20 protein-coding genes are annotated in these 22,389 nt (G+C 69.2%); 8 read left to right on the forward strand and 12 right to left on the reverse strand.

Annotation, left to right across the window (positions count from 1 at the left end):
- Window positions 1-36 precede the first annotated feature (36 nt).
- Window positions 37-300 (forward strand): hypothetical protein, encoded by a 264-nt coding sequence (locus AC1DNF_RS28735; RefSeq protein ID WP_478152058.1) that lies wholly within the window; start codon window positions 37-39, stop codon window positions 298-300.
- 18 nt (window positions 301-318) lie between these two features.
- Here the strand turns inward: AC1DNF_RS28735 and AC1DNF_RS28740 are convergent, their stop codons facing one another.
- Window positions 319-1,008: a LuxR C-terminal-related transcriptional regulator gene (locus AC1DNF_RS28740; protein ID WP_478152059.1), complete on the reverse strand. Its 690-nt coding sequence runs from the start codon at window positions 1,006-1,008 to the stop codon at window positions 319-321.
- Window positions 1,009-1,243: 235 nt separating this feature from the next.
- Between AC1DNF_RS28740 and AC1DNF_RS28745 the strand changes: the two genes are divergently transcribed.
- Together AC1DNF_RS28745 and AC1DNF_RS28750 are read left to right on the forward strand one after the other, a co-directional pair.
- Window positions 1,244-2,569: a DotU family type IV/VI secretion system protein gene (locus AC1DNF_RS28745; RefSeq protein ID WP_478152060.1), complete on the forward strand. Its 1,326-nt coding sequence runs from the start codon at window positions 1,244-1,246 to the stop codon at window positions 2,567-2,569.
- A 24-nt stretch (window positions 2,570-2,593) separates the two neighbouring features.
- On the forward strand, window positions 2,594-3,589 hold the full coding sequence (locus AC1DNF_RS28750) for a type VI secretion system protein (protein WP_478152061.1): 996 nt from the start codon (window positions 2,594-2,596) through the stop codon (window positions 3,587-3,589).
- Window positions 3,590-3,629: 40 nt separating this feature from the next.
- On the opposite strand, the gene AC1DNF_RS28755 is transcribed toward AC1DNF_RS28750, so the two are convergent.
- The 5 genes from AC1DNF_RS28755 to phnD form a co-directional block, all read right to left on the reverse strand.
- Entirely contained in the window at window positions 3,630-4,676 is a 1,047-nt protein-coding gene (locus tag AC1DNF_RS28755) for a pentapeptide repeat-containing protein (protein WP_478152062.1), read from the reverse strand.
- 19 nt (window positions 4,677-4,695) lie between these two features.
- Window positions 4,696-6,561, reverse strand: a complete 1,866-nt coding sequence (locus tag AC1DNF_RS28760) for a hypothetical protein (RefSeq protein ID WP_478152063.1) — start codon at window positions 6,559-6,561, stop codon at window positions 4,696-4,698.
- A gap of 70 nt (window positions 6,562-6,631) precedes the next feature.
- On the reverse strand, window positions 6,632-7,291 hold the full coding sequence (gene tagF, locus AC1DNF_RS28765; protein WP_478152064.1) for a type VI secretion system-associated protein TagF: 660 nt from the start codon (window positions 7,289-7,291) through the stop codon (window positions 6,632-6,634).
- Window positions 7,292-7,484: 193 nt separating this feature from the next.
- The gene (locus AC1DNF_RS28770; protein WP_478152078.1) at window positions 7,485-8,498 is read right to left on the reverse strand and encodes a phosphate/phosphite/phosphonate ABC transporter substrate-binding protein; all 1,014 of its coding nucleotides are present in this window, start codon (window positions 8,496-8,498) and stop codon (window positions 7,485-7,487) included.
- Window positions 8,499-8,509: 11 nt separating this feature from the next.
- Window positions 8,510-9,520 (reverse strand): phosphate/phosphite/phosphonate ABC transporter substrate-binding protein, encoded by a 1,011-nt coding sequence (gene phnD, locus AC1DNF_RS28775; RefSeq protein WP_478152079.1) that lies wholly within the window; start codon window positions 9,518-9,520, stop codon window positions 8,510-8,512.
- A gap of 198 nt (window positions 9,521-9,718) precedes the next feature.
- Here phnD and AC1DNF_RS28780 point away from each other — a divergent pair, with 198 nt between their 5' ends.
- The 3 genes from AC1DNF_RS28780 to AC1DNF_RS28790 all read left to right on the forward strand — a co-directional run bounded on the left by AC1DNF_RS28780 (window position 9,719) and on the right by AC1DNF_RS28790 (window position 14,811).
- The gene (locus tag AC1DNF_RS28780; protein WP_478152065.1) at window positions 9,719-11,608 is read left to right on the forward strand and encodes an ATP-binding response regulator; all 1,890 of its coding nucleotides are present in this window, start codon (window positions 9,719-9,721) and stop codon (window positions 11,606-11,608) included.
- 180 nt (window positions 11,609-11,788) lie between these two features.
- Window positions 11,789-12,817, forward strand: a complete 1,029-nt coding sequence (locus AC1DNF_RS28785; protein ID WP_478152066.1) for an ABC transporter substrate-binding protein — start codon at window positions 11,789-11,791, stop codon at window positions 12,815-12,817.
- Window positions 12,814-14,811, forward strand: a complete 1,998-nt coding sequence (locus AC1DNF_RS28790; protein WP_478152067.1) for an ATP-binding response regulator — start codon at window positions 12,814-12,816, stop codon at window positions 14,809-14,811. The genes AC1DNF_RS28785 and AC1DNF_RS28790 overlap by 4 nt, the downstream gene beginning before the upstream one ends.
- A gap of 8 nt (window positions 14,812-14,819) precedes the next feature.
- Here AC1DNF_RS28790 and chrA read toward each other — a convergent pair whose 3' ends face one another.
- Window positions 14,820-16,031 (reverse strand): chromate efflux transporter, encoded by a 1,212-nt coding sequence (gene chrA / locus AC1DNF_RS28795; protein ID WP_478152068.1) that lies wholly within the window; start codon window positions 16,029-16,031, stop codon window positions 14,820-14,822.
- A 121-nt stretch (window positions 16,032-16,152) separates the two neighbouring features.
- Here chrA and AC1DNF_RS28800 point away from each other — a divergent pair, with 121 nt between their 5' ends.
- A complete protein-coding gene (locus tag AC1DNF_RS28800) occupies window positions 16,153-16,350 on the forward strand; it encodes a hypothetical protein (protein ID WP_478152069.1) in 198 nt (65 codons plus the stop codon).
- Between the two features lie 18 nt (window positions 16,351-16,368).
- Here AC1DNF_RS28800 and AC1DNF_RS28805 read toward each other — a convergent pair whose 3' ends face one another.
- The 3 genes from AC1DNF_RS28805 to AC1DNF_RS28815 form a co-directional block, all read right to left on the reverse strand.
- Window positions 16,369-16,641 (reverse strand): hypothetical protein, encoded by a 273-nt coding sequence (locus AC1DNF_RS28805; RefSeq protein ID WP_478152070.1) that lies wholly within the window; start codon window positions 16,639-16,641, stop codon window positions 16,369-16,371.
- A gap of 166 nt (window positions 16,642-16,807) precedes the next feature.
- On the reverse strand, window positions 16,808-18,988 hold the full coding sequence (gene katE / locus AC1DNF_RS28810; protein ID WP_478152071.1) for a catalase HPII: 2,181 nt from the start codon (window positions 18,986-18,988) through the stop codon (window positions 16,808-16,810).
- Between the two features lie 51 nt (window positions 18,989-19,039).
- The gene (locus tag AC1DNF_RS28815; RefSeq protein ID WP_478152072.1) at window positions 19,040-19,180 is read right to left on the reverse strand and encodes a hypothetical protein; all 141 of its coding nucleotides are present in this window, start codon (window positions 19,178-19,180) and stop codon (window positions 19,040-19,042) included.
- A gap of 300 nt (window positions 19,181-19,480) precedes the next feature.
- Between AC1DNF_RS28815 and AC1DNF_RS28820 the strand changes: the two genes are divergently transcribed.
- Window positions 19,481-20,296, forward strand: a complete 816-nt coding sequence (locus AC1DNF_RS28820) for a transglutaminase-like domain-containing protein (protein ID WP_478152073.1) — start codon at window positions 19,481-19,483, stop codon at window positions 20,294-20,296.
- 16 nt (window positions 20,297-20,312) lie between these two features.
- Here AC1DNF_RS28820 and ligD read toward each other — a convergent pair whose 3' ends face one another.
- Both ligD and AC1DNF_RS28830 read right to left on the reverse strand, forming a co-directional pair.
- The gene (ligD, locus tag AC1DNF_RS28825; RefSeq protein ID WP_478152074.1) at window positions 20,313-21,194 is read right to left on the reverse strand and encodes a non-homologous end-joining DNA ligase; all 882 of its coding nucleotides are present in this window, start codon (window positions 21,192-21,194) and stop codon (window positions 20,313-20,315) included.
- Between the two features lie 159 nt (window positions 21,195-21,353).
- Complete coding sequence (locus tag AC1DNF_RS28830; protein ID WP_478152075.1) at window positions 21,354-22,322, reverse strand: cation diffusion facilitator family transporter; 969 nt, start codon at window positions 22,320-22,322, stop codon at window positions 21,354-21,356.
- Window positions 22,323-22,389: the final 67 nt, after the last annotated feature.

The raw sequence follows: 22,389 nt of genomic DNA on the forward strand, positions 1-22,389 counted from the left end.
GGCCGTCGATGCGAGATGCCGAAACTACAATTTCGCATGGCCGAGTTCTTCAGGACGTCCGCGACCTGGGTCGTTGACTACCGATACGATGGCCGGCCGCGCCGCTGGTTCAAGGCATTCCGGCCGGGAATCGATGTGCGCGAAGCGATGAGTCGCAGCTTGCGCGAGCTGTATGGCGATCGCGCCCGACTCGTCGATGTGCGGTTGGCCACCTCCGACGAGGAACTTGCCTATCTGCGCGGCGAAGAGCCGAAAAACACGTTCTGCCCCATCGACTCCCACGGCTCGGGCGCGATTTGAATCGACGCCAAACGGCGGCTAGCCCTGCGCCGAGACCTCGGTCAGCGACTGCGCGGCCACGACGGCCTCGGTGCGATTGCGCACGTTCAGCGCGCGGAAAATCGCGGCCAGATGGATCTTGACCGTGCCTTCGCTGATGCCCAGCGCGCGCCCGATCAGCTTGTTGGGCTTGCCTTGCGACAGCAGCTGCAACACCTCCACCTGCCTGTCGGTCAGCACGTTGCGCAGGTGCTCGAGCGTCTGGCCCGCCGCCGCGGAACCCCGCTGCGGTGCATCGGAATTCTTGTTGGGAACGCCCGCGATGACGCCGGGCGGCAGCGATGACAGCATCATGGGCGGCACATACACGCCGCCGGCCAGGACCAGCCGTACCGCGGAGAGCATCACCTCCGGCGAGTAGGCCTTGGGAATGAAGCCCAGCACACCGCGCTCGAGGGCACTGCGCATGATGGCGGGGTCCTCGTAACCGGAAAGCACGATCACCGGCACAGCGGGATGGCGCAGCCGAATCTCGTCGATGTGGGCCTGGCCTTCGGCTCCGGGCATGTTCAGGTCGATCACGGCCAGGTCGAGTTCGTCGGATGCGCTGGCGAGCAACTCGTCCACGCTCATGGCCAGGACGAACTCGATACCGGGCTCCAGCTCCGACAACTTGGCCTTGACCGCCTCGATGACGAGCCGGTGGTCGTCGGCGATCAGGATTTTCATGGCTTACCCCAGCGTATGTATGGACTCTGTGCGCCGACGATAACGGCGTTCGTTGCGCGCATCAAGGTCGATTCGCTGCACAAACGACATAACTCCCAAGCGCTATGGCGTGCGCATGCGGCCATTGAAAGAATCGTTTGCACTTCAAGAAACGGACGAGACATGCGCATGTGCCACAGATACCGGCGCAAAGGCAAGGCGTCCGTCACGGCCCGAGCTTAGCCGCGAGCGCTCCATGGCTCGCCTGTTCGACTGCTTTTCCGCACTGTTTTCGTTCGGCCTCGAACTTGATGCATCGATCGCCGACGCACGCCCGACCAGCGATTGCGAGACCGCGCGCCGGCGCGCGCGAACGCTGCTCGACCAGGCCCGCGCCGCGGCCCGGGCCGCCGGCGCTTCCTCCGGGCAGACCGAATCGGCCTCCTTTGCGGCCGCCGCGTGGATCGACGAAGTGCTTGCGCGTCACCCGGGCTGGACAGCGGGGATGGCACCGCTGCAGCAGCAGCTCTTCAACTCGAACAATGCCCACAGCGAGTTCTTCCATCACCTGTCGGCGCTGCAGGCCGGCGACGACGACGTGCGCGAGATCTACTGGCATGCGCTGGCCTTCGGCTTCAAGGGCCAGTACTACTTCGAGAGCGGCGAGGGCGGCGAGCTCGGAAAGCTCAAGGAACTGCACGCTCAGCAGTTGACCGTCCGCCCCCTGGCCCTCGACACCCTGGCGCAGGACCGCATCACGCCGCAGCCTTATGGCGTGCCCGACCCGCCGGGCCCGCGCGATCCGGAGCGGCGCGGCCGGGCGCTGCTGCGCACGGGCGGCGCCCTGGCGCTGCTGATCCCGCTCCTGTATGTGCTCTGGTTCTGGCTGGCGGGCCCCCGCGAATCGGCGCCCACGCTGGCCCAGCGCGTCGAGCAACAGCTTCAGGCCTATGCCTGCGCGGACCTTTCCGCCTTCGTCTCGCCGGACGGCACGACGAGCGTGCGCGGCTTCGTCCCTCGGCTGGAGGACCAGGGCCGGGTCCAGCGCGAGCTGCGCGCCCTTCCCGGCGTGCGCAACGCGAGCTTCGACCTTCAGTTGCGTGTCTGGCCGCATTGCGAGGTGGTCGCCATCCTGAAGCCGTACCAGGCACGCAACCGCGACCAGCGACACGGCCTGAAGGTTGCCGCCGCCAGCGCGCGGGACGCCCGACTCCGCGAAGGCGACCTGGTCCTGATCCAGACCACGAATGCCGACTACGACGGCTATCTCTGGGTGGATTACTACACCGCCGACGGCGCGGTCATGCACCTCAACGCCGGCCGCGCACAGCCGCTCATGCGCGCGGGCGAGACCATCGAGCTGGGGCGCAACATCCCTTCGAGCTGGCTCGTGGCGCCGCCCTTCGGCGCCGTGCTTCTCACCGTGCTGTCCTCACCCACACCCTTCAACGAAGCCACCGACAGGCCACCCTTCGAACTCGCCTCGACCTACCTTCAGCGGCTGCGCGAGTCGGTGGCCGACAACACCTTCGGCGACCGCCTGGTCGCCGATTTCGTATTTCTCGAAGCCGTTGCGCGCTGAATCGCCGCCCAAGGAGTCCTTCCATTGAATGGCCTGCCCCCGCTTCCCCCTCATCTCGGGCCCACGCTGGCGGGCTGCCTGCTCGCGTTCTCCATCCTGTGGTGGTTCGTGCTGGGCAGACGCCGCTTCACCCGCAGGCGCCTGCTGCGTCGACGCATCGCGGAGTTCGGCGAGCTCGCAAGCACCTTCGAACCGGTGACGAACGCAAAGCCCGCGGCGTCCGGCGCGCAATACCGCATTCCGTTGTTCCTCTTCATCGGCGATGCATCGGCCAACGTGCTCGGCCTGCTGAGCGTGGCGCATCGCGATCCGATGCGCTCGATGATCGCGGTCCAGGCGCGGCCGGCCGCCGTCTGCGAGCCCACGCACCGCCATGAGCGCGGGCTGTGGTTCAGGGCGCTCCTGGGCTTCGCCGAGCACCGCCAGCGCTTGCCGATCAACGGCATCGTGGTGTGCGTCGCCGCGGGCAGTCTGCTGGACCGCGCGTCGGCCATCGAAGCCCTTGCGCCGCGCTTGCGGCGGCTGATCGACGAGGCGGCCGAGCACCTGCGGCTTCATCTGCCCGTCTATCTCATCGTGACTGGCCTGGAACGACTGGACGGCTACGATGCCGTGCGCGCCGCACTGCCGGCGGAGGTGCTCGGGCAGGCGCTGGGCCACCGCCTGCCCGAGGATGGCGGCGCAGGCGCGGCGAGCGGGCAGCGCTTCGACTTGCTGTTCGAACCCATCGCCATGCGGATGCATGCGCTGCGCATGACCCTGCTGCGGCGTCCGCGCGCACCCGCCCAGCGGCAGGCCATCTACACATTCGTGGAGCAGGTGCGCGCGCTCCAACCGGGCTTGCGTGGGCTCGTCGAGTGCCTGTTCGAGCGCGCATCCGGACCATCGCCGCTGCGCTGGCGCGGCATCTATCTCACGGCCGCGCCCTCTGGCACCGATACCGAGGTCGGGCGCGACGCCTTCGTGTCGGACCTGTTCGATCACTTCCTACCGGCCGACCAGCCGCTGGCGCACGCATAGCCGCGCCGTGCGGCACAGGCCACCGCCGTGCCCTTGCCGCCTAGACGGGCTCCCACCGCTTGGCCGCCGCCCCTTCGGCCTCGCCCTCCAGCGCCCGAAGCCTGTCGGAGTACTGCGCACCCGAGTCCGTCACCGCATGCAGCCTGGCGCGGAACATCCGGGCACCGCGAAAGTCGGCGTTCGTGAGGTCGGCATGCGAAAAGTCGGCATAGGTAAGCTCGCAATCGGCCAGCGTCGCGCCGGGCAAGGCCGCGCTCGCGAAGTTGCCCTGGTACAGGTCGGCCGACCTGAAATTCGCCTGCGGCGCCCGGGCGCCCACGAACAGTGCCTGCCTCAACACGGCATGGTCGAAGGACGCACCCGACACGTCGGCCTCCATGAAGCTCGAATTCGGCCCGTGGGCCCGATGGAACCTGGCACCCACCAGCTTCGCACCCTGGAAGTTCGCCAGCGCCATGCGGGCATGGGAGAAATCGCATCCGCTCAGATCAGCGCCAATGAACTGCGTGTTGACGAAACTCTGGCGTGCAAGACTCTTTCCCGCCAGGTTGGACTTGTCGAACACGACGTCGGAGAAGCCCGCGCCGTCGAACTTGCAGCGGCGCAGGTCGCACGCCCGAAGCACCGTCCGCTCCAGCTTGGCCCCCGAGAAGTCGATCATCGCCGTCATGCAGTCGGCCATCGTCACCCTCTCCAGTTCGGCGCCCTTGAAGAGCAGCTTGTCGATGCCGCATTGCGAGAAGGTCACGAAATCCAGCGTGCTGTCGCTCAGCGCCAGCCCCTCGATCTCGCACTGGAAGAAGGAGGCATTGCCGAGACTCGCGCCCACCATCACGACGCGTTCGAAGCGCGTCTCGAAAAAAGCCGTGCCCGAGACCATGCACTCGCCCATGTCGGCGCGCAGGAAGCGGCAGTGCACGAACTGGCTGGCCGTCAGGTCGGCCCCGGCCATGCGGGTGCTGTCGAATGTGCAGCCTTCGAACAGCGTCGAGGACAGGTTCGCGCCCTCCAGGTTCATGCCCGACAGGTCTTGCGACATCACGGGCTCGGCATTCTGGACGCGGCGCAGGATCTCGGCTCTGTTCATGGCGGCGCACCTCCTCCCATCAGCGCGGCTCCACCGATTCGACGAGGGGCGAGGCTGCGAGCACCGCCTTGCCTGACTCCACATCGACGAGATGAAGGCGCCATGACCCGTCCGCGTCCGGCCCGCCCACCACCTCGGCGCCGGCCATGCGCAGCAAGGCGGCAGCTTCGTCGAGGCCGACATCGGCTCTCCAGCGCAGGGCCAGATCGGCTGCCGCTGCCCGGGCAGGCTCGGAAGCGGGCGCCGTGGGGACGAGGCGCGACTGCGCCTCGTCCCCCTCGTCCGCCGGAGCGCGCAGCCTCGCCGCGTTCTGCACCACCAGGACCAGCGCCAGCAGCGCCAGCGCAGGGCGCACCCATGCGTCAGCCGCGAACCATCGGCGCGCGCGCCGCCACCAGCCGTCCGCGGCCGGCGCACCGACCGTGGTCGACGACGGCGGCGCCTGCAGGCGAGCCGAGAGACGCGTGGCGGCTTCGAGATAGAGGCTCTGGTAGTCGGCGCGTGGATCGTCCACGCCCAGCGGCGTGCCGGTCAGCACCGAGAACACGCCGCCCACGGTGCGCAGCGCGATGCGGCCGAGTTCCGGTTCGATCGCCAACGGCCGCTGCACGGCCCATTCGTCATGCACCGCGCGGATCGCGGCCAGGCGCGTAGCCGAGACTTCGCCGAGCACACGAGCAAACAACTGGGGCGACTGGTCGAGCGTGATCACGTTCCAGGCCTGGACGAGGCCGAACAGCGGCTCGAAGGGCTCGTCGCCGGGCTCGAGCAGCACGTCGGAGGCGCTCGCCCAGTCCGTCTCGCTGGCGGCCATCCAGCAGCGCCACAGCGAATCGTGCAGGCGCCTGTCGAGCAGCACGCCAAGTGTGCGACCCTCATGCATCACGCTCACCAGGCGCCCGGGTTCCCAACGCGCCGAGAATCCGCGCCGTGCCACCGCCTCGCGGCGGCGGGCCACATCGGTCAGCGGCAGCAGCAACAGCGCCTCGTCCGCCTCATCGGGCGATTCGACGGACGCGGCCGCGGGCGTCTCGCCGGGGAGGGATGCCGCATCCCCGAGAGCGCCTTCCGATGCCGCGTTGTCGCGCGCCAGGCTGCGGCGCACAACACTGAGCGGCGGCCAGAGGCTGAAGCTCCGGCGCGGCTGGTCCGACGCTCGCGCACCCGGCATCTCGAACAGTTGCAGGATCGCGCCCAGGTTTTGGGGGTCGACCGCGACACCGAGGGTCTTCGTGATCCACTGGCCCAGCGCGGTCCCCCCGTAGCCGCCGGGCAGGCCCTCACGCCGGTGCATCAGGCCGAGCCGCCCGGCGCGGTAGTGGCAGGCCGCAATGACGTGGCGGGGCGCGCCGCTCGGCAGGCTGTCGCCGGCTTCGCTGACGGCGCGCTCGCGCAGCAGGACGCGCTCGGCCTCGGACAAGCCGGCGATGAAGGCGCGCGCGGCGGCCTGCAGCGAGGGCGCGTCCAGGCCAAGGCGAGCCATGGCTTCATCCCCCGTCTCGGCGCCGCCCGGCCTCGCGTCGGGAGGGTCCTCGACGGCAGACCCGCCGCTCGACGGCCTGCGCCGGCTGGCGCTCGCCCGCGTGCAGTCGACCAGGTAGCGGTGGAAGCAGGCGCACAGCGCAAGCACGCCCGAAGCCGCCGCGGCATGGCAGGTCTCGCCGACATCGGCGTCGAAGCGCAGCACCTTCGCATGGACGAACTGCGCGACCAGCGCGCCGCGGCCTTCGCCCAGCACCCGCAACTCGGGCGGGTTGCAGTCCTCGAGGGCATCGCGCGCCATCCGGTACAGCGCACCCATCTCCTGCGGCGACAGCACCTGTCTGCGTCGCCACAAGCGGACGAGGTCGTCACGCATTTGTTCGGACGGGAGCGTGTCCTGCATGGCGCCTTGCGCGGTCCCGGGTCCGTTCACGCCCGAACACAAGGCGTGCGAGCCTGCTCGCCGGAGTCCATCATCCGGCCTCCGGCTCTTGCGCCTGGGCTCCGGCTCCAAAGCCGAACAGGGCCTCGAACTGGTCGTCTTGCGGCAGGCCCTGGCTCATCATCCCCGGCCCCCCCTCGGCGGCCGGATCGGTGAACCAGAGCGACTGGCCGATCAGCGGCAGCGCGAGCGGCAGCCCGCCTTCGTCATCGTGCGCGGTCGCGGCCGGCTCGCTCGCGAAGAGGTTCTGCAGCAGTTCGTCGAAGCGGCTGGCGTCCAGCTTGTTCTTCAGGCCTTCACGCGCCGCCTGCGCCGCGAGCGCCCACCACTGCTGCGTGCGCGCCAGCGCCGCGCCCTGCAGTTCGGAGCGCGAGGACACGAACTCGGCCAGCACCGTGAAAGGAAAGCCGCGCCCCGCTTCGTCGACCGAAGGCATGAGCACGCCGACCCAGGCCCCCCGGCCGATCACGCCCTCCCCCAGCACGAAGCACCACAGCGGCGCCTTGAGATACCGCTCGGTCCAGTCCGCGCGACGCACGCCCAGACGGGCCAGGCCCGCCTGCAGCCAGCGGTTCCATGCGACGCGGAAAGCGTCGGGCGTGCGGCGGTACGCGAGCTCCGCCATGCCCGGCAGCTTGCCGACCCAGCCCGGAACGGGCACGGAGTGGAGGATATCGGGCGTGTCGCTCACAAGCACTCCGTGCGAGGGCGCGGCGGCCTGCCTTCGCTCCAAAGCCCTGTGGTTCGCCGACTCATCCGCGCCTCTTCGATGGCGGAGGTGCCGCCAGATTGGAAACATCCAGTTTCCGACGCCGGGGCACGGCGGCAAATCTGGCGAACGGCCTAGGGCGCGGCCATGGCCTAAGGCGAAGGGACTAGGACTCTCAGGGCGCGTCCCCGCGCAGCGCTTCCACCTGCTGCGCATAAGCGGCATCCAGCCGCTGCAGCTTCGCCTCGCGCGCGGCCTCGCTCACCCACTGCCCGTTCAATGCCCTCTGCCGCGCAAGCTGATACTGCAGCTTCGCCGCGGGCAGAAGCGAGCTGTCGTCGGCAGCCGCATAGCCGTGCTCGGCATGCAGCAGTTTCAGCACTTCGCGCTCGGCGTCGCCGCGCGGCCCCGGTCCGCGGCCATAGCCCACCAGAAACGCCCGCAGCTTCTGGTGAAACGCCGCCGAATAGTCGCGCCGCGCGACGAATTGCGCGGGGGGCGTCGGATCGGAGCGCCAGATCACCTGCAGCCGATCGGCTTCGGCCGGGAACTGCTGCCTGAAGCGGTCGAAGTCGGTCGTGTTGTTGGTGGCCACGTCGGCATCGCCATTCGCCACCGCCAGCGCAGTAGCCTGGTGGGTATCGACCATCTCGCTGAGAAAGCGCGTCTCCATCACGATGTGGTTCGGCAGGAACAACTGCAGTTGCGGCAGGATGAAACCGGACACCGAGTGGCTGTCGCCGCGCGCGAGGCGCCAGCGCTCGGGCCGCGCCAGCAGGTCCTGCAGATCGTTGAAAGGCGGTGCCTTGCGGGTCAGCAGTATGGCGCGATGCTCGCTCGCGCCGTCTTGCCGCATCACCTGCGCCAGCACGCGCATGCGCCGCTGCGAGACGGCATCGAGCGCAAGCTGCGCCGACAGCAGCGCCATGTCCACTTGGTCGCTGCGGATCGCGCTGTCGAGCGCTTCGTAGGAAGTGACGGAAAGCACGCTCACCGGCCGGCCGACGGCGCGGCCCAGGTCGGCGAGCAGACGCATCCAGTGTTCGCGTGAATCGACGGCACCGCCAACGGGCAGCACGCCGAAGCGGATCGCGGGCGCGGCCCCGCGGCCGGCCTGCGCACCCGCCGGCGCATGAGCCGCCAGCGCGACCAGCGCAATGACCCACAACCGCAGCCACGCCACACGCATTCGCACGGGTCTCAAGGCGTGGCGTTTCGCAACACGGCCAGCTGCTCCGCGTAGGTGGCCTCGATGCGCTGCAACCGGGCCTGGCGCGCGGCGTCGTTGACCCACTGCGAGTTCATGGCGCTCTGCCGGGCCAGCTGGTAGGACAGCTTGGCGGCAGGCAGCAACGATGTGTTGTCGGCCGCCAGGAAGCCTGCCAGGTCGTGCAGAGACTTCAACACGGCGCGCTCGCCATCGCCGCGCGCGCCCTTGCCCCGCGCGTATTCGACCAGGAAGGCCTGCAGCTTCTTCTGGAACGCCGGGCTGTACTCGCGCCGCACCACGATCTGCGCGTGCGGGATCAACTCCGACTCCCAGATCACCTGCAGGCGCTCGGCCTCGGCCGGGAACTGCAGCCTGAAGCGCTCGAAATCCGCCGTGTTGTTGGTGGCGACGTCGGCTTCACCGTTGGCCACGGCCAGCGCCGTCACCTGATGCGTGCCGACGATCTCGCTGCGAAACCGCGTCTCCATGGCGATGTGGTTCGGCAGGAAGAGCTGAAGCTGCGGCACGATGAAGCCCGACACCGACCGGCTCTCGCCGCGTGCCAGGCGCCACTGCTCGGGCTCGGCCAGCAGGCTCTTCAACGTGGTGAAGGGGCCCGTCCTGCGCGTCAGCAGCAAGGCGCGGTAACCGGGCAAGCCGTCGTGGCGCGTCACCTGCGCCACCACGTTCATGTGGTGCAGGGTCACGGCGTCGAGCGCCATCTTGCCGGACAGAAAGGCCATGTCGACCTCGTTGCGCTGGATCGCCTGTTCCAGTGCTTCGTACGACGTCACCGAAAGCACGCTCACCGGGCGGCCGATCGCGCGGCTCAGATCGGCCAGCAGGGGCTCCCAGTCATTTCGCGATTCGAAGGCGCCGCCCAGCGGCAGGATGCCGAAGCGCACCGGCGTCGAAGCCGCCGCGTTCGACGCATCCGTTGTCTGCGCGGAGGCCCCGAACTGCCAGCCCAGCAGCAGGACCACCGCGCAACGCCCGAGCATCACCGCGACGCGACGCACATTCAAGCGCCATCGGGCCGGAGGAAGCACAAAAGCCTGCATCTTGAAAACACGTGTCGCTGATTCGCTGTCGTTCACCAGCACAGGCTGGTCAAAGGTGCGTGGTCGAGAACACAATTAGAAACCAACTGCAAGGAGCAGCATGACATTTTTCACCGGATGTGACCACCCGCCCCTCCCATGAATTGGTCTATTCGCGCCTTTCGCCGGCTGCTTCGCCTGACCCTCGCGCAACAGCTTGTCCTCCTGGCGCTCCTGCCGGCCACCGTCGCCACGCTGAGCGCGATCATGGTCCTGACCCGCCAGCACCTCGACAACGTGACCGAGCTGATGCGCGCCAACGCGCAGACCGTCGCGCTGCAGGTGGCCACTGTCGCGCAGAGCCAGATCCTGCGCATGGACCGGCGCGCGCTGCAGCGCACCGCGCAGTCCGGCAGCTACCAGCCGCACGTGCAGCAGGTGCAGATCTGGACCGAGGAAGGCGAGATCGTCGCCAACTCGGAGACCTCCGACCGCCAGCGCGGAGAGGGCCTCCAGGTCGTGGCGCCGATCGTCGGCGACGACGGCAAGGACGTCGGCAAGGTGATGGTCGAGATCAGCCTCGACGCGGTGCGCACGGCCAAGAATTCGGTCTGGTTCAACGTGGTGCTGGTGCTCGCGGCCAGCCTCTTCGGTGTCGGCCTGGCGGGCTGGTGGGCGGCGCGGCGCATCAGCGCGCCGATCCGCGCGCTCGGCGAAGCCGTCGATCGACTGGGCGCCGGTCAGGACGCCCAGGTGGCGGTCGAGGGAACAGCCGAAGTGCGGCACCTGCAGCACGGCTTCAACCAGGCGGCCCGCGCGCTGACCGAGGGCCGCGGCATGCTGGAGAGCCGCATCATCCAGGCGACTGCCGAGCTGGCCAGCAAGAACCGGCAGCTCGAAGTGGCGAGCCAGGCCAAGACCCGGCTGCTGGCCGCCGCGAGCCATGACCTGCGTCAGCCGCTGCATGCGCTCACGCTCTTCTCCGACGGACTGGCCAACGGCGAGACCGACCCGGCGCGCCTGCAACGCATCGGCCACATCCGCGAGTGCGTGGAATCTCTCGACCGGCTGTTCTCGGAGCTGCTCAACCTGTCTCAGCTCGACGCCGGCGTGCTGCAGCCGCAGTGGACCGACTTCGCGCTGGACGACCTGTTCGAGGAGATCAGCCGCAACTTCCGCGCAGTCGCCGAGCAGCAGAACCTGCGGCTGGTGGCGCGCAAGACCGATGTGTGGGTGCGCTGCGACTACGTCATGCTGTCGCGGATCCTCAACAACCTGGTGTCGAACTCGCTGCGCCATACCGTCGAAGGCGGCGTGCTGATCGGCGCGCGGCGCCGCGGCAAGGCCATCCGCATCGACGTGGTGGACACCGGCGTGGGCATCGCCGAACAGCATCAATCGCGGGTCTTCGAGGAGTTCTTCCAGATCGAGCCGACCGGCCGGCAAGGGCGCGACGCGCGCGGCATGGGCCTGGGCCTGGCCACCGTGCAGCGGCTGGCGGCCCTGCTCAATACCCGGGTCGAGCTCAGTTCGCAGCTGCACAAGGGCACCTGCGTGCGCGTGATGGTGCGCGCCGCCGAGCCCGCGCCCCCGCCCGCGGCCGTGCCCGCGCTGCCGCTCGGCATGCCCGCAGCGGACGACGAGCCGAGCCTGCGCAACATCCGCATTCTGGTGATCGATGACGAGCGCTCCATCCTCGAAGGACTGCAGGTCGTCCTGTCGAACTGGGGCGCCGAGGCGCTGGCCGCGCAGACCCGCGCCGAGGCCCTGGCCCTCGCCGACACCTGGGACCGGCCGCCCGACGTGGTCGTGAGCGACCTGCTGCTGCAGGGCGGAGACAACGGCCTCGACCTGCTGAGCGCGCTGGAGCGCCACCCGCGCGGCATCGACGCCTCGACGGCAAGACTGCTGGTGACCGGAGAAACCAAGCCCGACCGGCTGCGCGAAGTGGCGCGCGCAGGCGTCGCGGTGCTCTACAAGCCCGTCTCGCCCCGGGTCCTTCGGCAGGCCATCAACGCGCAGCTCGCCGCGGTGCGCCAGCCGGCCTGAGGCGCGGCGGGCAAGCGCGCAGAGACGCATACCTCGTCGGACATAGGCCGACAGGCAGCGCCCCGGCGCTGCCTGCCGAGGCAACAGCGCCGCCCGCAGGCCGACATAAGCCCTCTGCCTTATCGCGCCAAAACAGCCGCTTCCGTACATTGGCTTCCTCGCTCACTGCGGATGCAGTTCATGTTCTTCCAACGTCTTTTTCCGGTGCACGGCGGGCCGGGCGTCATCGCGGCCTTCGCCGTGGCCTGCGCCGCCCTCCTGTGCGGCGGCGCGCGGGCGGCGACGTTGACGGTACTGCTGGCGGATGACGTGGCCGCGCACGGCGAATTCGTCCGATTGCTGCAAGAGTCCCAGAAGGCCGGCCACCCCTTCGACCTGATCCATGTGGTCGCCGGCGCGCCGATGCGCGGCAGCACGGGCATCGCCGGTGTCGACGAAAGCCATGCGGCGGCCGGCGAGCGCACGCGCGCTACCCGCCCCGCCGCCGCCCCGCAGCCCGCCGACGTGTCGGTGACGATGGCAGTCGGCGTGGCAGCGGCGCGCTGCGCGATCGAGCATCCCGGCCAGGACCCGCTGGTGCTCGCGATGCTGAGCCGGCTCGACTACGAGAGCCTCAAGAGCAATCCCAACCTGAGACGCGCCGACCGTCCGGTGGGCGTGCTGCTGAGCGAGCCCGCCATGGAAGACCAGCTGGCGGTCATCGATGCCGTACTGCCGCGCAAGCGCCGGCTGGGCGTCATCGCGACGATCGAGTCGGAGCCGATCGTGCGCGAGCTGCAGCGCGCGGCCCAGGGCTGGGATCTGCAGATCGAGTACGCGTCCGATGCATCGTCCCTCGCCTCCGTGCTGCACCTTCTGGTGCCGCGCAGCGACGCCCTCATGGTGCTGCCCGACCTGATCGGCGACAGCCAGGCGGCAACCCTGTCCGTGCTGCGCGCCGGCGCCGGCGCCGGCTTGCCGGTGTTCGGCACGACCGATGGCCTGGTCCGCTCCGGCGGGCTGGCCGCCGCCGTGTCCACCCCCGGCCAATTGGCGCGGCAGGCGCGCGCGCTCGGCCTCAAGCTGGCGCAAGGCAGTGGCGGCGGCGGCATCGTGGTCGAGGCGGCGACGCCCGCCACCGTGCGCGTCAACACCACCGTGGCGCGCGGCCTGGGCCTGCGTCTTCCCGAGGAGCGTGAGCTGACCGAGCGGGTCACCGCGACCCGATGAGGCTGCCCATCCACGGTCTGGCTGTGCCCGCCTCCGCGGCACGACCGACGGACCCGCCCGCCACGGACGGCCGCGCCGTGGTGGTCGGCGGCAGCCTGCAGCGCGACCTGTTCAGGCTGGGCGTGGTGCCATGCGCGGCGGTCGCGCTGGCGCTGACCGCCTGGTTCACCAGCAGCCATCTCCACACGCTCGAAGCCGCGTTCGACGCCGAAGGCCAGGCGGTGGCGCGCCAGGTGGCCGCGATGTCCGACCTGAGCCTCTACGCCGGCGACCTGCCCGCGCTGCAGAACGTCGCCAACGCCGCGCTGCGCGGCGGCCAGGTGACGCGCGTGGAGATCAGCAACAGCGCCGGCGTCTACGTGACCGCAGGCTCCAAGGCGGCGCCGCTGCACCAGTTGCGCATGTTCACCGCGCCGGTGACGCTGCGCGAGGCTTCCCGCGCCAGCGCCTTCTCGCCGCAGGGGTCGACCGCCGCCGGCGACAAGCCCATCGGCCTGGTGCAGACCTTCCGCGACACCACCGCCTACGCGCGCGAGCGCACGCGCACGCTGATGACCGGCATCGGCATCGCGATGATCGCGCTGCTGCTGGCTTGGGCCTGGGTGCGCCATACGGCGCGCGCGGTGTCGCAGCCGCTGCGCCGGATCTCGCGCACCGTTGCGGCGCTGGAGGCGGGCCAGTTCGACGCCCGCTGCGAGGTCACCACCAGCGCCGCGCTCGAAGCCAGGTCGCGCGCCGACGCGGACAGGGTCGAGCGGCGCTCGCAACACGAACTCGCCAATCTCTCTTACGACGTCGACCGGCTGGCCGAGCGCCTGCAGCGCAATCGCGAGGTGAGTGAGGAACGGGTGCGAGAGGCCACCGCCGTCGCGTTGCAGCGCATGGCCGAGGCCGAGCAGGCGGCGCTGTCGCGCGCGCGCTTCCTGGCCGCGGCAAGCCACGACCTGCGCCAGCCGCTGCATGCCATGGGCCTCTTCATCGACGGCCTGCTGCCGACCGCGAGCGACACCCAGCGCCCCGCCGTCCTGCGGCTTCAGGAGGGCACCGAGTTCATGAGCGTGCTGCTGGACGACCTCCTCGAGATATCGCGCCTCGATGCCCAGGTGCTGACGCCGGCGATCAGCGCCGTGTCGGTGGCGACGCTCTTCGACCAGCTCGATGCGCAGCATGCCGCGCCGGCCGCCGCGGCGAAAGTGCGGCTGCTGTGGCGGGACAACGGGCTCGCCGTGAACACCGACGCCGCCTTGCTGCTGCGCATCGTCGGCAACCTGGTCGGCAACGCGGTGCGCCATACCTCGCCCGATGGCACGGTGCTGGTCGCCGCACGGCGCCGCGGCGGCAGGGTCCGCATCGAGGTGCGCGACAACGGTGTCGGCATCGCGCCGATTCATCAGGCGCGCATCTTCGAGGAGTTCTACCAGGTCGCGAACACCGAGCGCGACCATCGCCAGGGCTTCGGCCTGGGCCTGTCGATCTGCGCGCGCATTGCCGCGCTGCTCGGCACCCGCATCGTGCTGCGCTCGGCGCTGCGCGCGGGCAGCACTTTCGCGCTGGACCTGCCGGGCGCCAATCCGCGCGACGTCGCGCCGCCCGCGCCGCAGTCGCCGCAACGCGGGCCGCTCGCCGGCCTGCGCTGCCTCGTCGTGGACGACGACCCGGCGATCCTCGACGGCAGCAGTGCGCTGCTGCGGCAATGGGGCTGCCAGGTGGAGTGCGCATCCAGCGGTGCCGGCGCGTTGGCGCGCCTGGGAGCGCCCGGCGCACGCTTCGACGTCCTGCTGTGCGACCTGCAGCTGGCGGGCGAAGAAGACGGCATGGACGTCATCGATGCCGCGCGCGGCCTTCAACCCGATGCGCTCGCGGTGCTGGTGTCCGGCGCCACCGGACCCGAGGTGCTGCAGCGCCTGCGCCAGCGCGGCGTGACGCTGCTCACCAAGCCGGTCGCACCCGCCAAGCTGCGGGCGCTGCTGTCGACGCGTCGCAACGCGGGCTGAGCGGCCGTCTACAGAGCCCAGCCCGCGAGCGCGGCCAGCAGCACGACGACGACAGGCGAAAACCTCGCATAGACCAGCAGGCCGAAGGCCGCCAGCGCGAGCCCGAAGTCCGCCTTCGAGTGGATGGCGCTGGTCCACACCGGGTCGTAGAGCGCGGACAGCAGAATCCCGACCACGCCGGCGTTGATGCCCGCCATGGTCGACTGGATGTCGCCCCGCTGGCGCAGGCTCTCCCAGAAAGGCAAGGCACCGACCACCATGAGAAAGGCCGGCAGGAACACAGCGACCAGCAGTGCCAGCCCACCCGACCATCCGTGCAGCGGCCCGTGCATGACGGCGCCGAGGTAGGCAGCGAAGGTGAAGAGAGGTCCGGGCACCGCCTGCGTCGCGCCATAACCCGCGAGGAAGTCGGCATTGCTCACCGCGCCCGTGGGCACCACCGTGGCTTGCAGCAAGGGCAGCACGACGTGCCCGCCGCCGAAGACCAGTGCGCCCGACCGGAAGAAGCCGTCCAGCAACGCGACAGTGGGCGAGCCGCCGATGGCCGCCGCCAGCGGCAGGGCGGCGAGAAGCAGCGCGAGCAGGACCAGCGCCGCGATGCCGATCCTCTTCGACACGCCATAGCCCTGATGCTGCGCGGCCTCGAGGTGCGGCAGCTTGAGCCGCCAGCGGCCGAACAAGGCGCACGCCGCGATCGCGGCAACCTGCCCCGCGGCGGACGGCAGCGCGAGCGTGAGCAAGGCCGCCACGATCGCCAGCCCGGCACGGGGCCGGTCCGGGCACAGCGACTTGGCCATGCCCCAGACCGCCTGCGCCACGACAGCGACAGCCACCACCTTGAGGCCATGCACCCAGCCCGAGTCGGCGATGCCGCGGTACTCCGCGACGCCGTAGGCGAACAGGATCAGGGCCAATGCCGAAGGCAGCGTGAAGCCCAGCCATGCCGCGAGCGAGCCCCACCAGCCCGCACGGCCCATGCCGAGCGCCATGCCTACCTGGCTGCTCGCGGGGCCCGGAAGAAACTGGCAGAGCGCCACCAGGTCCGAATAGCTGCGATCGTCGAGCCAGCGCCTTCGCTCCACGAACTCGGTGCGAAAGTAGCCCAGATGCGCCACCGGGCCGCCGAAGGAGGTCAGGCCCAGCTTGAGGAAGGCAAGGAAGACTTCACGAGCGCTGCCGCCTCGGAGTGTGCTGACCTTCAGGGCTGGTGCGTTCGTCATGCCCGAAAGCTTAAACGCTCGCCGTGACGCGAGCTCGGCGCGCGCCATCTACTCAATCTTGTGGAGGCGCAGGGGTATCCCGGCGCGCGACACTCCGCCGGTCGACGCAGGAGGCCGCGCCTTGGTGAAGAAGATTCAGCTCAACGACGAACAGTGGAAGACGCTCGAGGCCCTTTTCGAGGCGCACGCCAAGTGCGCCCCGACCGACGCGATCAAGGTCGCGGATCGCTTGCACTCGAACGGACTGGTCGCTCTCGACAGGAAGGGCGGCAAGTACCTGACAGAGCAGGGCCGCAACAGGCTGCGGCAAGGGCGATAAGCCCGCCGCCGCGCCGCCTCAAGGGTCGATCAGGGAGGCGATGCCCGGTTGGACCGGGGCGCCGCGCCATGCCCTGGCGGGCGAACCGAACAACCTCAGCGCCTTGCGCCCCAGCGGCGTGATCTCCAGGACGATGGCGGGCTTGCGCGATTGATCGTGCGCCACGGGCGGAATGACGGCATCGACATGTCCCGCCGCGAGCAACACGCGCAGCTTGTCCACCTCGGCGGGTTCGACGAGCTCGACAGGGAGATTCATTTCCGCGAGTTCCTCCAGCAGTTCCATGGGCATGGCGAAGCTCCTACGGTTGTCGGTCGTGAATTCGGTCCGACGAGCGTAGTGTCGCGAGAATTCCCCAGGATCGCGGAGGTTCTTTGGCGGACTTTCGGCCTATGCGACATATGCGGCGGGATATGCCGCGAGGCCCGGAATCTCCCCGGCCGCATCGGCCCTTCCGCTAGGCAGGCACCGCGTCCACATTCGCGCGGTCCCAATGCCGATGCTTCGCGATCGCGGCGACGAAGGTCTGCGCGATCTGCGTCGCCGCCGTGGTGTCGCCCAGATTGGTAACCGGCGTGGCGGCCACCACCACCCCCGCGGGCAAGGTCTTGGCATCGGCGCCGATACCCAGCGTCGCCAGCAGTTCCACGCCCTCGCCCACCGTGCAGATCGCCTTGCAGTGCTTGAAGGCCTCCAGCACGAAGTGCACCGCGTCGCCGTTGCGCGCGAGCGCCTGCACACCATCCTTGCCGGCCGGAACCAGCACGGCGTCGAACATCACCGAAGGCATGTTGACGAAGGTCGCATCCACATCGATCTGGCGCTTCGAGGCGCTGGCGATAGTGCCCAGCCGCGGCCCGACCACGAAGCAGCGCGCGCCGGCGGCTTCGATGGCCTCGCGAATCGGCTTGAGCGAAGCCGAATCGACGCCGTCGGCGACCAGGATCGCGACCTTGCGCGTCTTGATCGAGCCGTCGCCCGTATCGGCCATGCTGAGCGCGGGCGATTCGTCGATGGGCATCGTGAAGCGGTGCTCGCGAAAGCCGGCGCGGCCCGCGGCCGCCTTGGCGTCCGGCGCGCCGATGCCCAGCGGCTCCGCCACGCGCCGCGCGAGCTTCTCGTCCACGTGCGCCAGGTTGTCCACCATGCGCTGGCGAACCGCCGGCACCTCGACCTTCGACAGCTCGAAGCGGAAGGCCGCGATGATGTGCTCCTTCTCGGGCGCGCTCTGGCTGTTGAAGAACAGCCGCGCCTGCGTGAAGTGGTCGTCGAAGGACGGGCTGCGGCGCCGAAGCTTGGGCGGCTCGATCTCCTCGGGGAAGGACTGGAAGCCGGCGCTCGCGCCGTCGACGCGGAACTCCTTGCCGTCGGCCAGCGAATTCGGCTCATAGGCCACCTGGCCGCGCGCGATCGCCTGGCGGTGCATGCCGTCGCGCTGGAAGTTGTGGAAGGGGCACACCGCCTTGTTGATCGGCAGCTCGTGGAAGTTCGCGCCACCGAGCCGCGAGATCTGCGTGTCGGTATAGGAGAACAGCCGCCCCTGCAGCAGCGGATCGTTCGAGAAATCGATGCCCGGCACCACGTGGCCGGGATGGAAGGCCACCTGCTCCGTCTCGGCGAAGAAGTTGTCGGGATTGCGATTGAGCACCAGCCGGCCGATGCGCTGCACCGGCACCATCTCCTCCGGCACGAGCTTGGTCGGATCGAGCAGGTCGAAGCCGAAGGCATGCTCCTTGTCCTGGGGAATCATCTGCACGCCGAGTTCCCATTCGGGAAAATCACCGTTCTCGATCGCTTCCCAGAGGTCGCGGCGGTGGAAGTCGGCATCCTTGCCAGCGATCTTCTGCGCCTCGTCCCAGGCCAGGCCGTGAATGCCGAGCTTGGGCTTCCAGTGGAACTTCACGAAGTGGCTCTCGCCGCGCGAGTTGATGAAGCGGAAGGTATGGACGCCGAAGCCCTCCATCATCCGCAGGCTGCGCGGGATCGCCCGGTCCGACATCGCCCACATCAGCATGTGGGTGCTCTCGGGCATCAGCGAGGCGAAGTCCCAGAAGGTGTCGTGCGCGCTCGCGGCCTGCGGCATCTCGTTGTGCGGCTCGGGCTTGACGGCGTGGATCAGATCCGGGAACTTGATGGCGTCCTGGATGAAGAACACGGGGATGTTGTTGCCCACCAGGTCGTAGTTGCCCTCGCGCGTATAGAACTTGACGGCGAAGCCGCGCACGTCGCGCACCGTGTCGGCCGAGCCGCGCGAACCCGCCACGGTCGAAAAGCGCACGAAAACCGGTGTCTTCACCGCCGGGTCCTGCAGGAAGTCGGCGCAGGTGAACTGCGACATGGACTTGTAGACCTCGAAATAGCCATGCGCGGCCGAGCCGCGGGCATGCACCGCGCGCTCGGGAATGCGCTCGTGGTCGAAGTGCGTGATCTTCTCGCGCAGGATGAAGTCTTCGAGCAGCGTCGGCCCGCGCGCGCCGGCCTTCAGCGAATTATGGTTGTCCGGGACCTGGAGCCCCTGGTTCGTCGTCAGCTGCGCGACGTTGTCGGTCGTGGCGGCTGCGAGTTGCTCCTGCTTAGCGTTGCTGCCGTCTCCCTGCTTGGGGCGGCGTCCGGCGGCCGCCTTGTTTTGTTGCGTCATCAAAAGGAGTCTTTCTTGTCTGTGGAGGAGCGGCGCATCGGCGCCGCGACATCAGCCGGCTTCCGTGAAGAACATGTCCAGCGCACTGACGACTGCCACCAATCCGACCACCGCGGCGGAACAGGCGACAGTCCAGAGAAGGGCTTCGCTGAGCCAGTTGCCCGCGAATTGCAGCAGTGAGGAGAGTTCCATGATTCGCTCCAGGTCGTTGATTGAACGAAACCGTCATTGCGCCGCCGTGCGGTTGCAGGCAATTGCACAGCCTAGGGGAGCGGGCGGCGAAAAGTCGTAGTGGCCGCGCGCTCGGCGCTGTGGGAGCGGCGAGGAGTCGCAAGTAGGACCACGCTGACGCTTCGGTGCCTGCGCCTACGTGGCTTTGCGTGCAAATCCGGACGCCGCGCACCCCCGGACCTATACGATGGTCCGCATCCCCTGGCAGCCGGGCACCAAACGTGCTTGACCTGCATCACCCCCTCCAACCCGGCAGCCCCCATGCTTATCAAAATCGGCTTCGACATCGAACTCGGTGTCACCGCGCCCACGGCGCTGATCTACATGTTGCAGGTGCATCCTTCCCGCGCCGGCGATATCCCTCAGGGCGAGCACATCACGATCAGCCCGCCGCTGCCCACCGATTTCTACCTCGACGCCTTCGACAACCACTGCGCGCGGGTGCATGTGCCCCTCGGTGTGAGCAACGTGCGACTGCGCAACCAGGCGGTGGTGCACGACAGCGGCCTGCCCGACCCCGTCCACCTCGACGCCGTCGAGCACGCGCCGGCCGACCTGCCCGTGTCGACCCTTCTCTTCCTGCTGCCCAGCCGCTACTGCGAGGTGGACAGCGAGCTGCTCCAGTTCGCCTGGAGCAGCTTCGGCGGCGTGCCGCCCGGATGGCAGCGCGTGCAGGCGATCTGCGATTTCGCGCACCGGCACCTGCGCTTCGACTACCAGCGCGCGCGCGCCACCCGCACCGCGCTGGAGGCCTACCGCGAGGGCGTCGGCGTGTGCCGCGATTTCACCCACCTGGCCATCACGCTGTGCCGCTGCATGAACATCCCGGCGCGCTACGTGACCGGCTACATCGGCGACATCGGCATTCCGCCGGTGCCCTACCCGATGGATTTCAGCGCCTGGTTCGAGGTCTACCTGGGCGACCGCTGGCACACCTTCGATGCGCGCCACAACGTGCCGCGCATTGGCCGCATTGTCATCGCGCGCGGTCGCGACGCGGCCGACGTGCCCATCACGATGGTCTTCGGCGTCAATACCCTGCAGCGCTTCGAGGTGACGACGGAAGAAGCGGTCTGAAGCGGGCGCCGGCCGCTCAGGGCGGCGCGTAGCCCAGCGTCTTCATTGCCGCGCCGAGCCCCTTGCGGCTCTTCTCCATCGCGGCCCAGGGCCGGTTGCCGATGACAAGGCGCTCGCCGATGGTCCCCACCGACCACTGCGAAGCGCTGGTCAGCGCGGGCAGTTCGTCCCACTCCAGCGGTACCGAGACACCCAACCCCGGGCGCGCCCGCGCCGACCAGGCGCTTGCCGTCGTCGCGCCGAAGCCGTTGCGCAGGTAGTCGACGAAGATCCGGCCCACGCGATTGCGCGGACCGCTCTTGGCCACGAAGCGGTCGGGAATCGTCCGCGCCAGGTGCTGGACGACCGCCTGCGAGAAGCCCTTGACCGCGTCCCAGCCCTCGCGGCGGCGGATCGGCACCACCACGTGCAGGCCCTTGCCGCCGCTGGTCTTCAGGAAGGCCGGCAGCCCCAGTTCCTGGAGCAGGGTCCGCACCAGCATGGCCGCCTCCTGCATCCGGGGCCACGCCACGCCCTCGCCCGGGTCGAGGTCGAAGGTCATGCGGTCCGGCTGGTCGATGGCATCGGAGGTGGCATTCCAGGTGTGCAGCTCGATCACGTTCATCTGCACCGCCGAGAGCAGGCCGCGCGCGTTGTCGATCTGCAGCATCGGTTCGTGGTCGGGGTCGAGCGCCGGGTCCAGCAGCGTCACGCCCGGCAGCGCCCTGCCCTGCGCGTGCTTCTGGAAGAAGAGTTCGCCGCCGACGCCGTCGGGCGCGCGAACCAGCGCCACCGGCCGGCCCTTGAGGTGCGGCAGCATGAGTTCCGACACCTGGGCGTAGAAGGCCGCCAGTTCACCCTTGGTGATGCCGCTTTGACTGTCGATCACGCGCTCGGCGTGGGTGATGCGCTGCGCCATGGATTGCTTCGCTCCCGCTGGAACGTGGATGTGCCGATGGATGCACCCATTCTGCGATCAACCCCTTGGCCGCGACGGCGCGTGAAATTCCGACGTGACCGTAGGCCGCCATGCCAGTGTCATCGAGCGCAAGGCCGGTGGTCGAGCCCCCGGCGTCCGTCACGTCCCTGCCGGAGCCGCCGATGCCACCGGTGCCGCGTGGTCGAGGTCGGGACGGCGCCACGGGTCCACGTGCGTCATCAGGTTGAGCACGCGATGCCGCTGCAGGACGCGCTGGCGGGCGGCGACCGCGATGTCGTGCCCTTCTTCCACGCTGATGGCCGCATCGACTTCGATGTGCGCGTCGACGACGACCATGTCGCCCATCTTGCGGGTGCGCACGTCGTGAACGTTTCGAACGCCGGGCGTCTCCGTGAGCGTGCGGCGAATCGCCTCGACTTCCTGCTCGTCGACCGCACGGTCCATGAGGTCGTGCAGCGCGTCCCAGCCGAAGCCCCAGCCCATCCTGGCCACCATGAAGCCGACGATGAGCGCGGCGATCGGGTCGAGGATCGGATAGCCCGCCAGGTTGCCGACGATGCCGATGCCGACCACCAGCGACGACGCCGCATCGGAGCGCGCATGCCAGGCATTGGCAACCAGCATGCTCGACTTGACGCGCTTGGCGACGGCCAGCATGTAGCGAAAGAGCGATTCCTTGGCGACCAGCGCGGCGCCCGCCACCCAGAGCGCGACGAAGTGCACCTGCGGCACGGTCTCGGGCGCCTCCAGCTTGCGGAAGGCGGACCACAACATGCCCACGCCCACCGCCAGCAGCAGCACACCGAGGACCAGCGAGGCGGCCGTCTCGAAGCGCTGATGGCCGTAGGGGTGGTCCTCGTCGGCTTCCTTCTTGCTGTGATGGCTGGCGAACAGCACGACGAAGTCCGCCACGAGGTCGGACAACGAATGAATGCCGTCCGCGACGAGGCCCTGGGATCTGGAGAAGACGCCGACCGACACCTGGGTGATGGTCAGCAGCAGGTTGACGCCCACACTCACCCAGGTGCTCCGCGCCGCCGCGCCCGCACGTTCGGCGGCGCTGTGCGCGGTGTCTTCGGGATCGTCGTTCAGGTCGTCGAGATTCATGCCGTCCCGCCTCGACCGGCAGCGGCCGCGCGGCCGTTCATTTCACCACCACGACCGGCTGCTTCGC

Source organism: Variovorax sp. 01T432 (assembly GCF_056398605.1).

Bases quoted from the DNA above. Each gene is read 5' to 3' on its own strand.
- AC1DNF_RS28735 (WP_478152058.1), top strand. From the start codon at position 37: ATGGCCGAGTTCTTCAGGACGTCCGCGACCTGGGTCGTTGACTACCGA.
- AC1DNF_RS28740 (WP_478152059.1), bottom strand. From the start codon at position 1,008: ATGAAAATCCTGATCGCCGACGACCACCGGCTCGTCATCGAGGCGGTC.
- AC1DNF_RS28745 (WP_478152060.1), top strand. From the start codon at position 1,244: ATGGCTCGCCTGTTCGACTGCTTTTCCGCACTGTTTTCGTTCGGCCTC.
- AC1DNF_RS28755 (WP_478152062.1), bottom strand. From the start codon at position 4,676: ATGAACAGAGCCGAGATCCTGCGCCGCGTCCAGAATGCCGAGCCCGTG.
- AC1DNF_RS28760 (WP_478152063.1), bottom strand. From the start codon at position 6,561: ATGCAGGACACGCTCCCGTCCGAACAAATGCGTGACGACCTCGTCCGC.
- AC1DNF_RS28770 (WP_478152078.1), bottom strand. From the start codon at position 8,498: ATGCGTGTGGCGTGGCTGCGGTTGTGGGTCATTGCGCTGGTCGCGCTG.
- phnD (WP_478152079.1), bottom strand. From the start codon at position 9,520: ATGCTCGGGCGTTGCGCGGTGGTCCTGCTGCTGGGCTGGCAGTTCGGG.
- AC1DNF_RS28780 (WP_478152065.1), top strand. From the start codon at position 9,719: ATGAATTGGTCTATTCGCGCCTTTCGCCGGCTGCTTCGCCTGACCCTC.
- AC1DNF_RS28785 (WP_478152066.1), top strand. From the start codon at position 11,789: ATGTTCTTCCAACGTCTTTTTCCGGTGCACGGCGGGCCGGGCGTCATC.
- AC1DNF_RS28790 (WP_478152067.1), top strand. From the start codon at position 12,814: ATGAGGCTGCCCATCCACGGTCTGGCTGTGCCCGCCTCCGCGGCACGA.
- chrA (WP_478152068.1), bottom strand. From the start codon at position 16,031: ATGACGAACGCACCAGCCCTGAAGGTCAGCACACTCCGAGGCGGCAGC.
- AC1DNF_RS28805 (WP_478152070.1), bottom strand. From the start codon at position 16,641: ATGCCCATGGAACTGCTGGAGGAACTCGCGGAAATGAATCTCCCTGTC.
- katE (WP_478152071.1), bottom strand. From the start codon at position 18,988: ATGACGCAACAAAACAAGGCGGCCGCCGGACGCCGCCCCAAGCAGGGA.
- AC1DNF_RS28815 (WP_478152072.1), bottom strand. From the start codon at position 19,180: ATGGAACTCTCCTCACTGCTGCAATTCGCGGGCAACTGGCTCAGCGAA.
- AC1DNF_RS28820 (WP_478152073.1), top strand. From the start codon at position 19,481: ATGCTTATCAAAATCGGCTTCGACATCGAACTCGGTGTCACCGCGCCC.
- ligD (WP_478152074.1), bottom strand. From the start codon at position 21,194: ATGGCGCAGCGCATCACCCACGCCGAGCGCGTGATCGACAGTCAAAGC.
- AC1DNF_RS28830 (WP_478152075.1), bottom strand. From the start codon at position 22,322: ATGAATCTCGACGACCTGAACGACGATCCCGAAGACACCGCGCACAGC.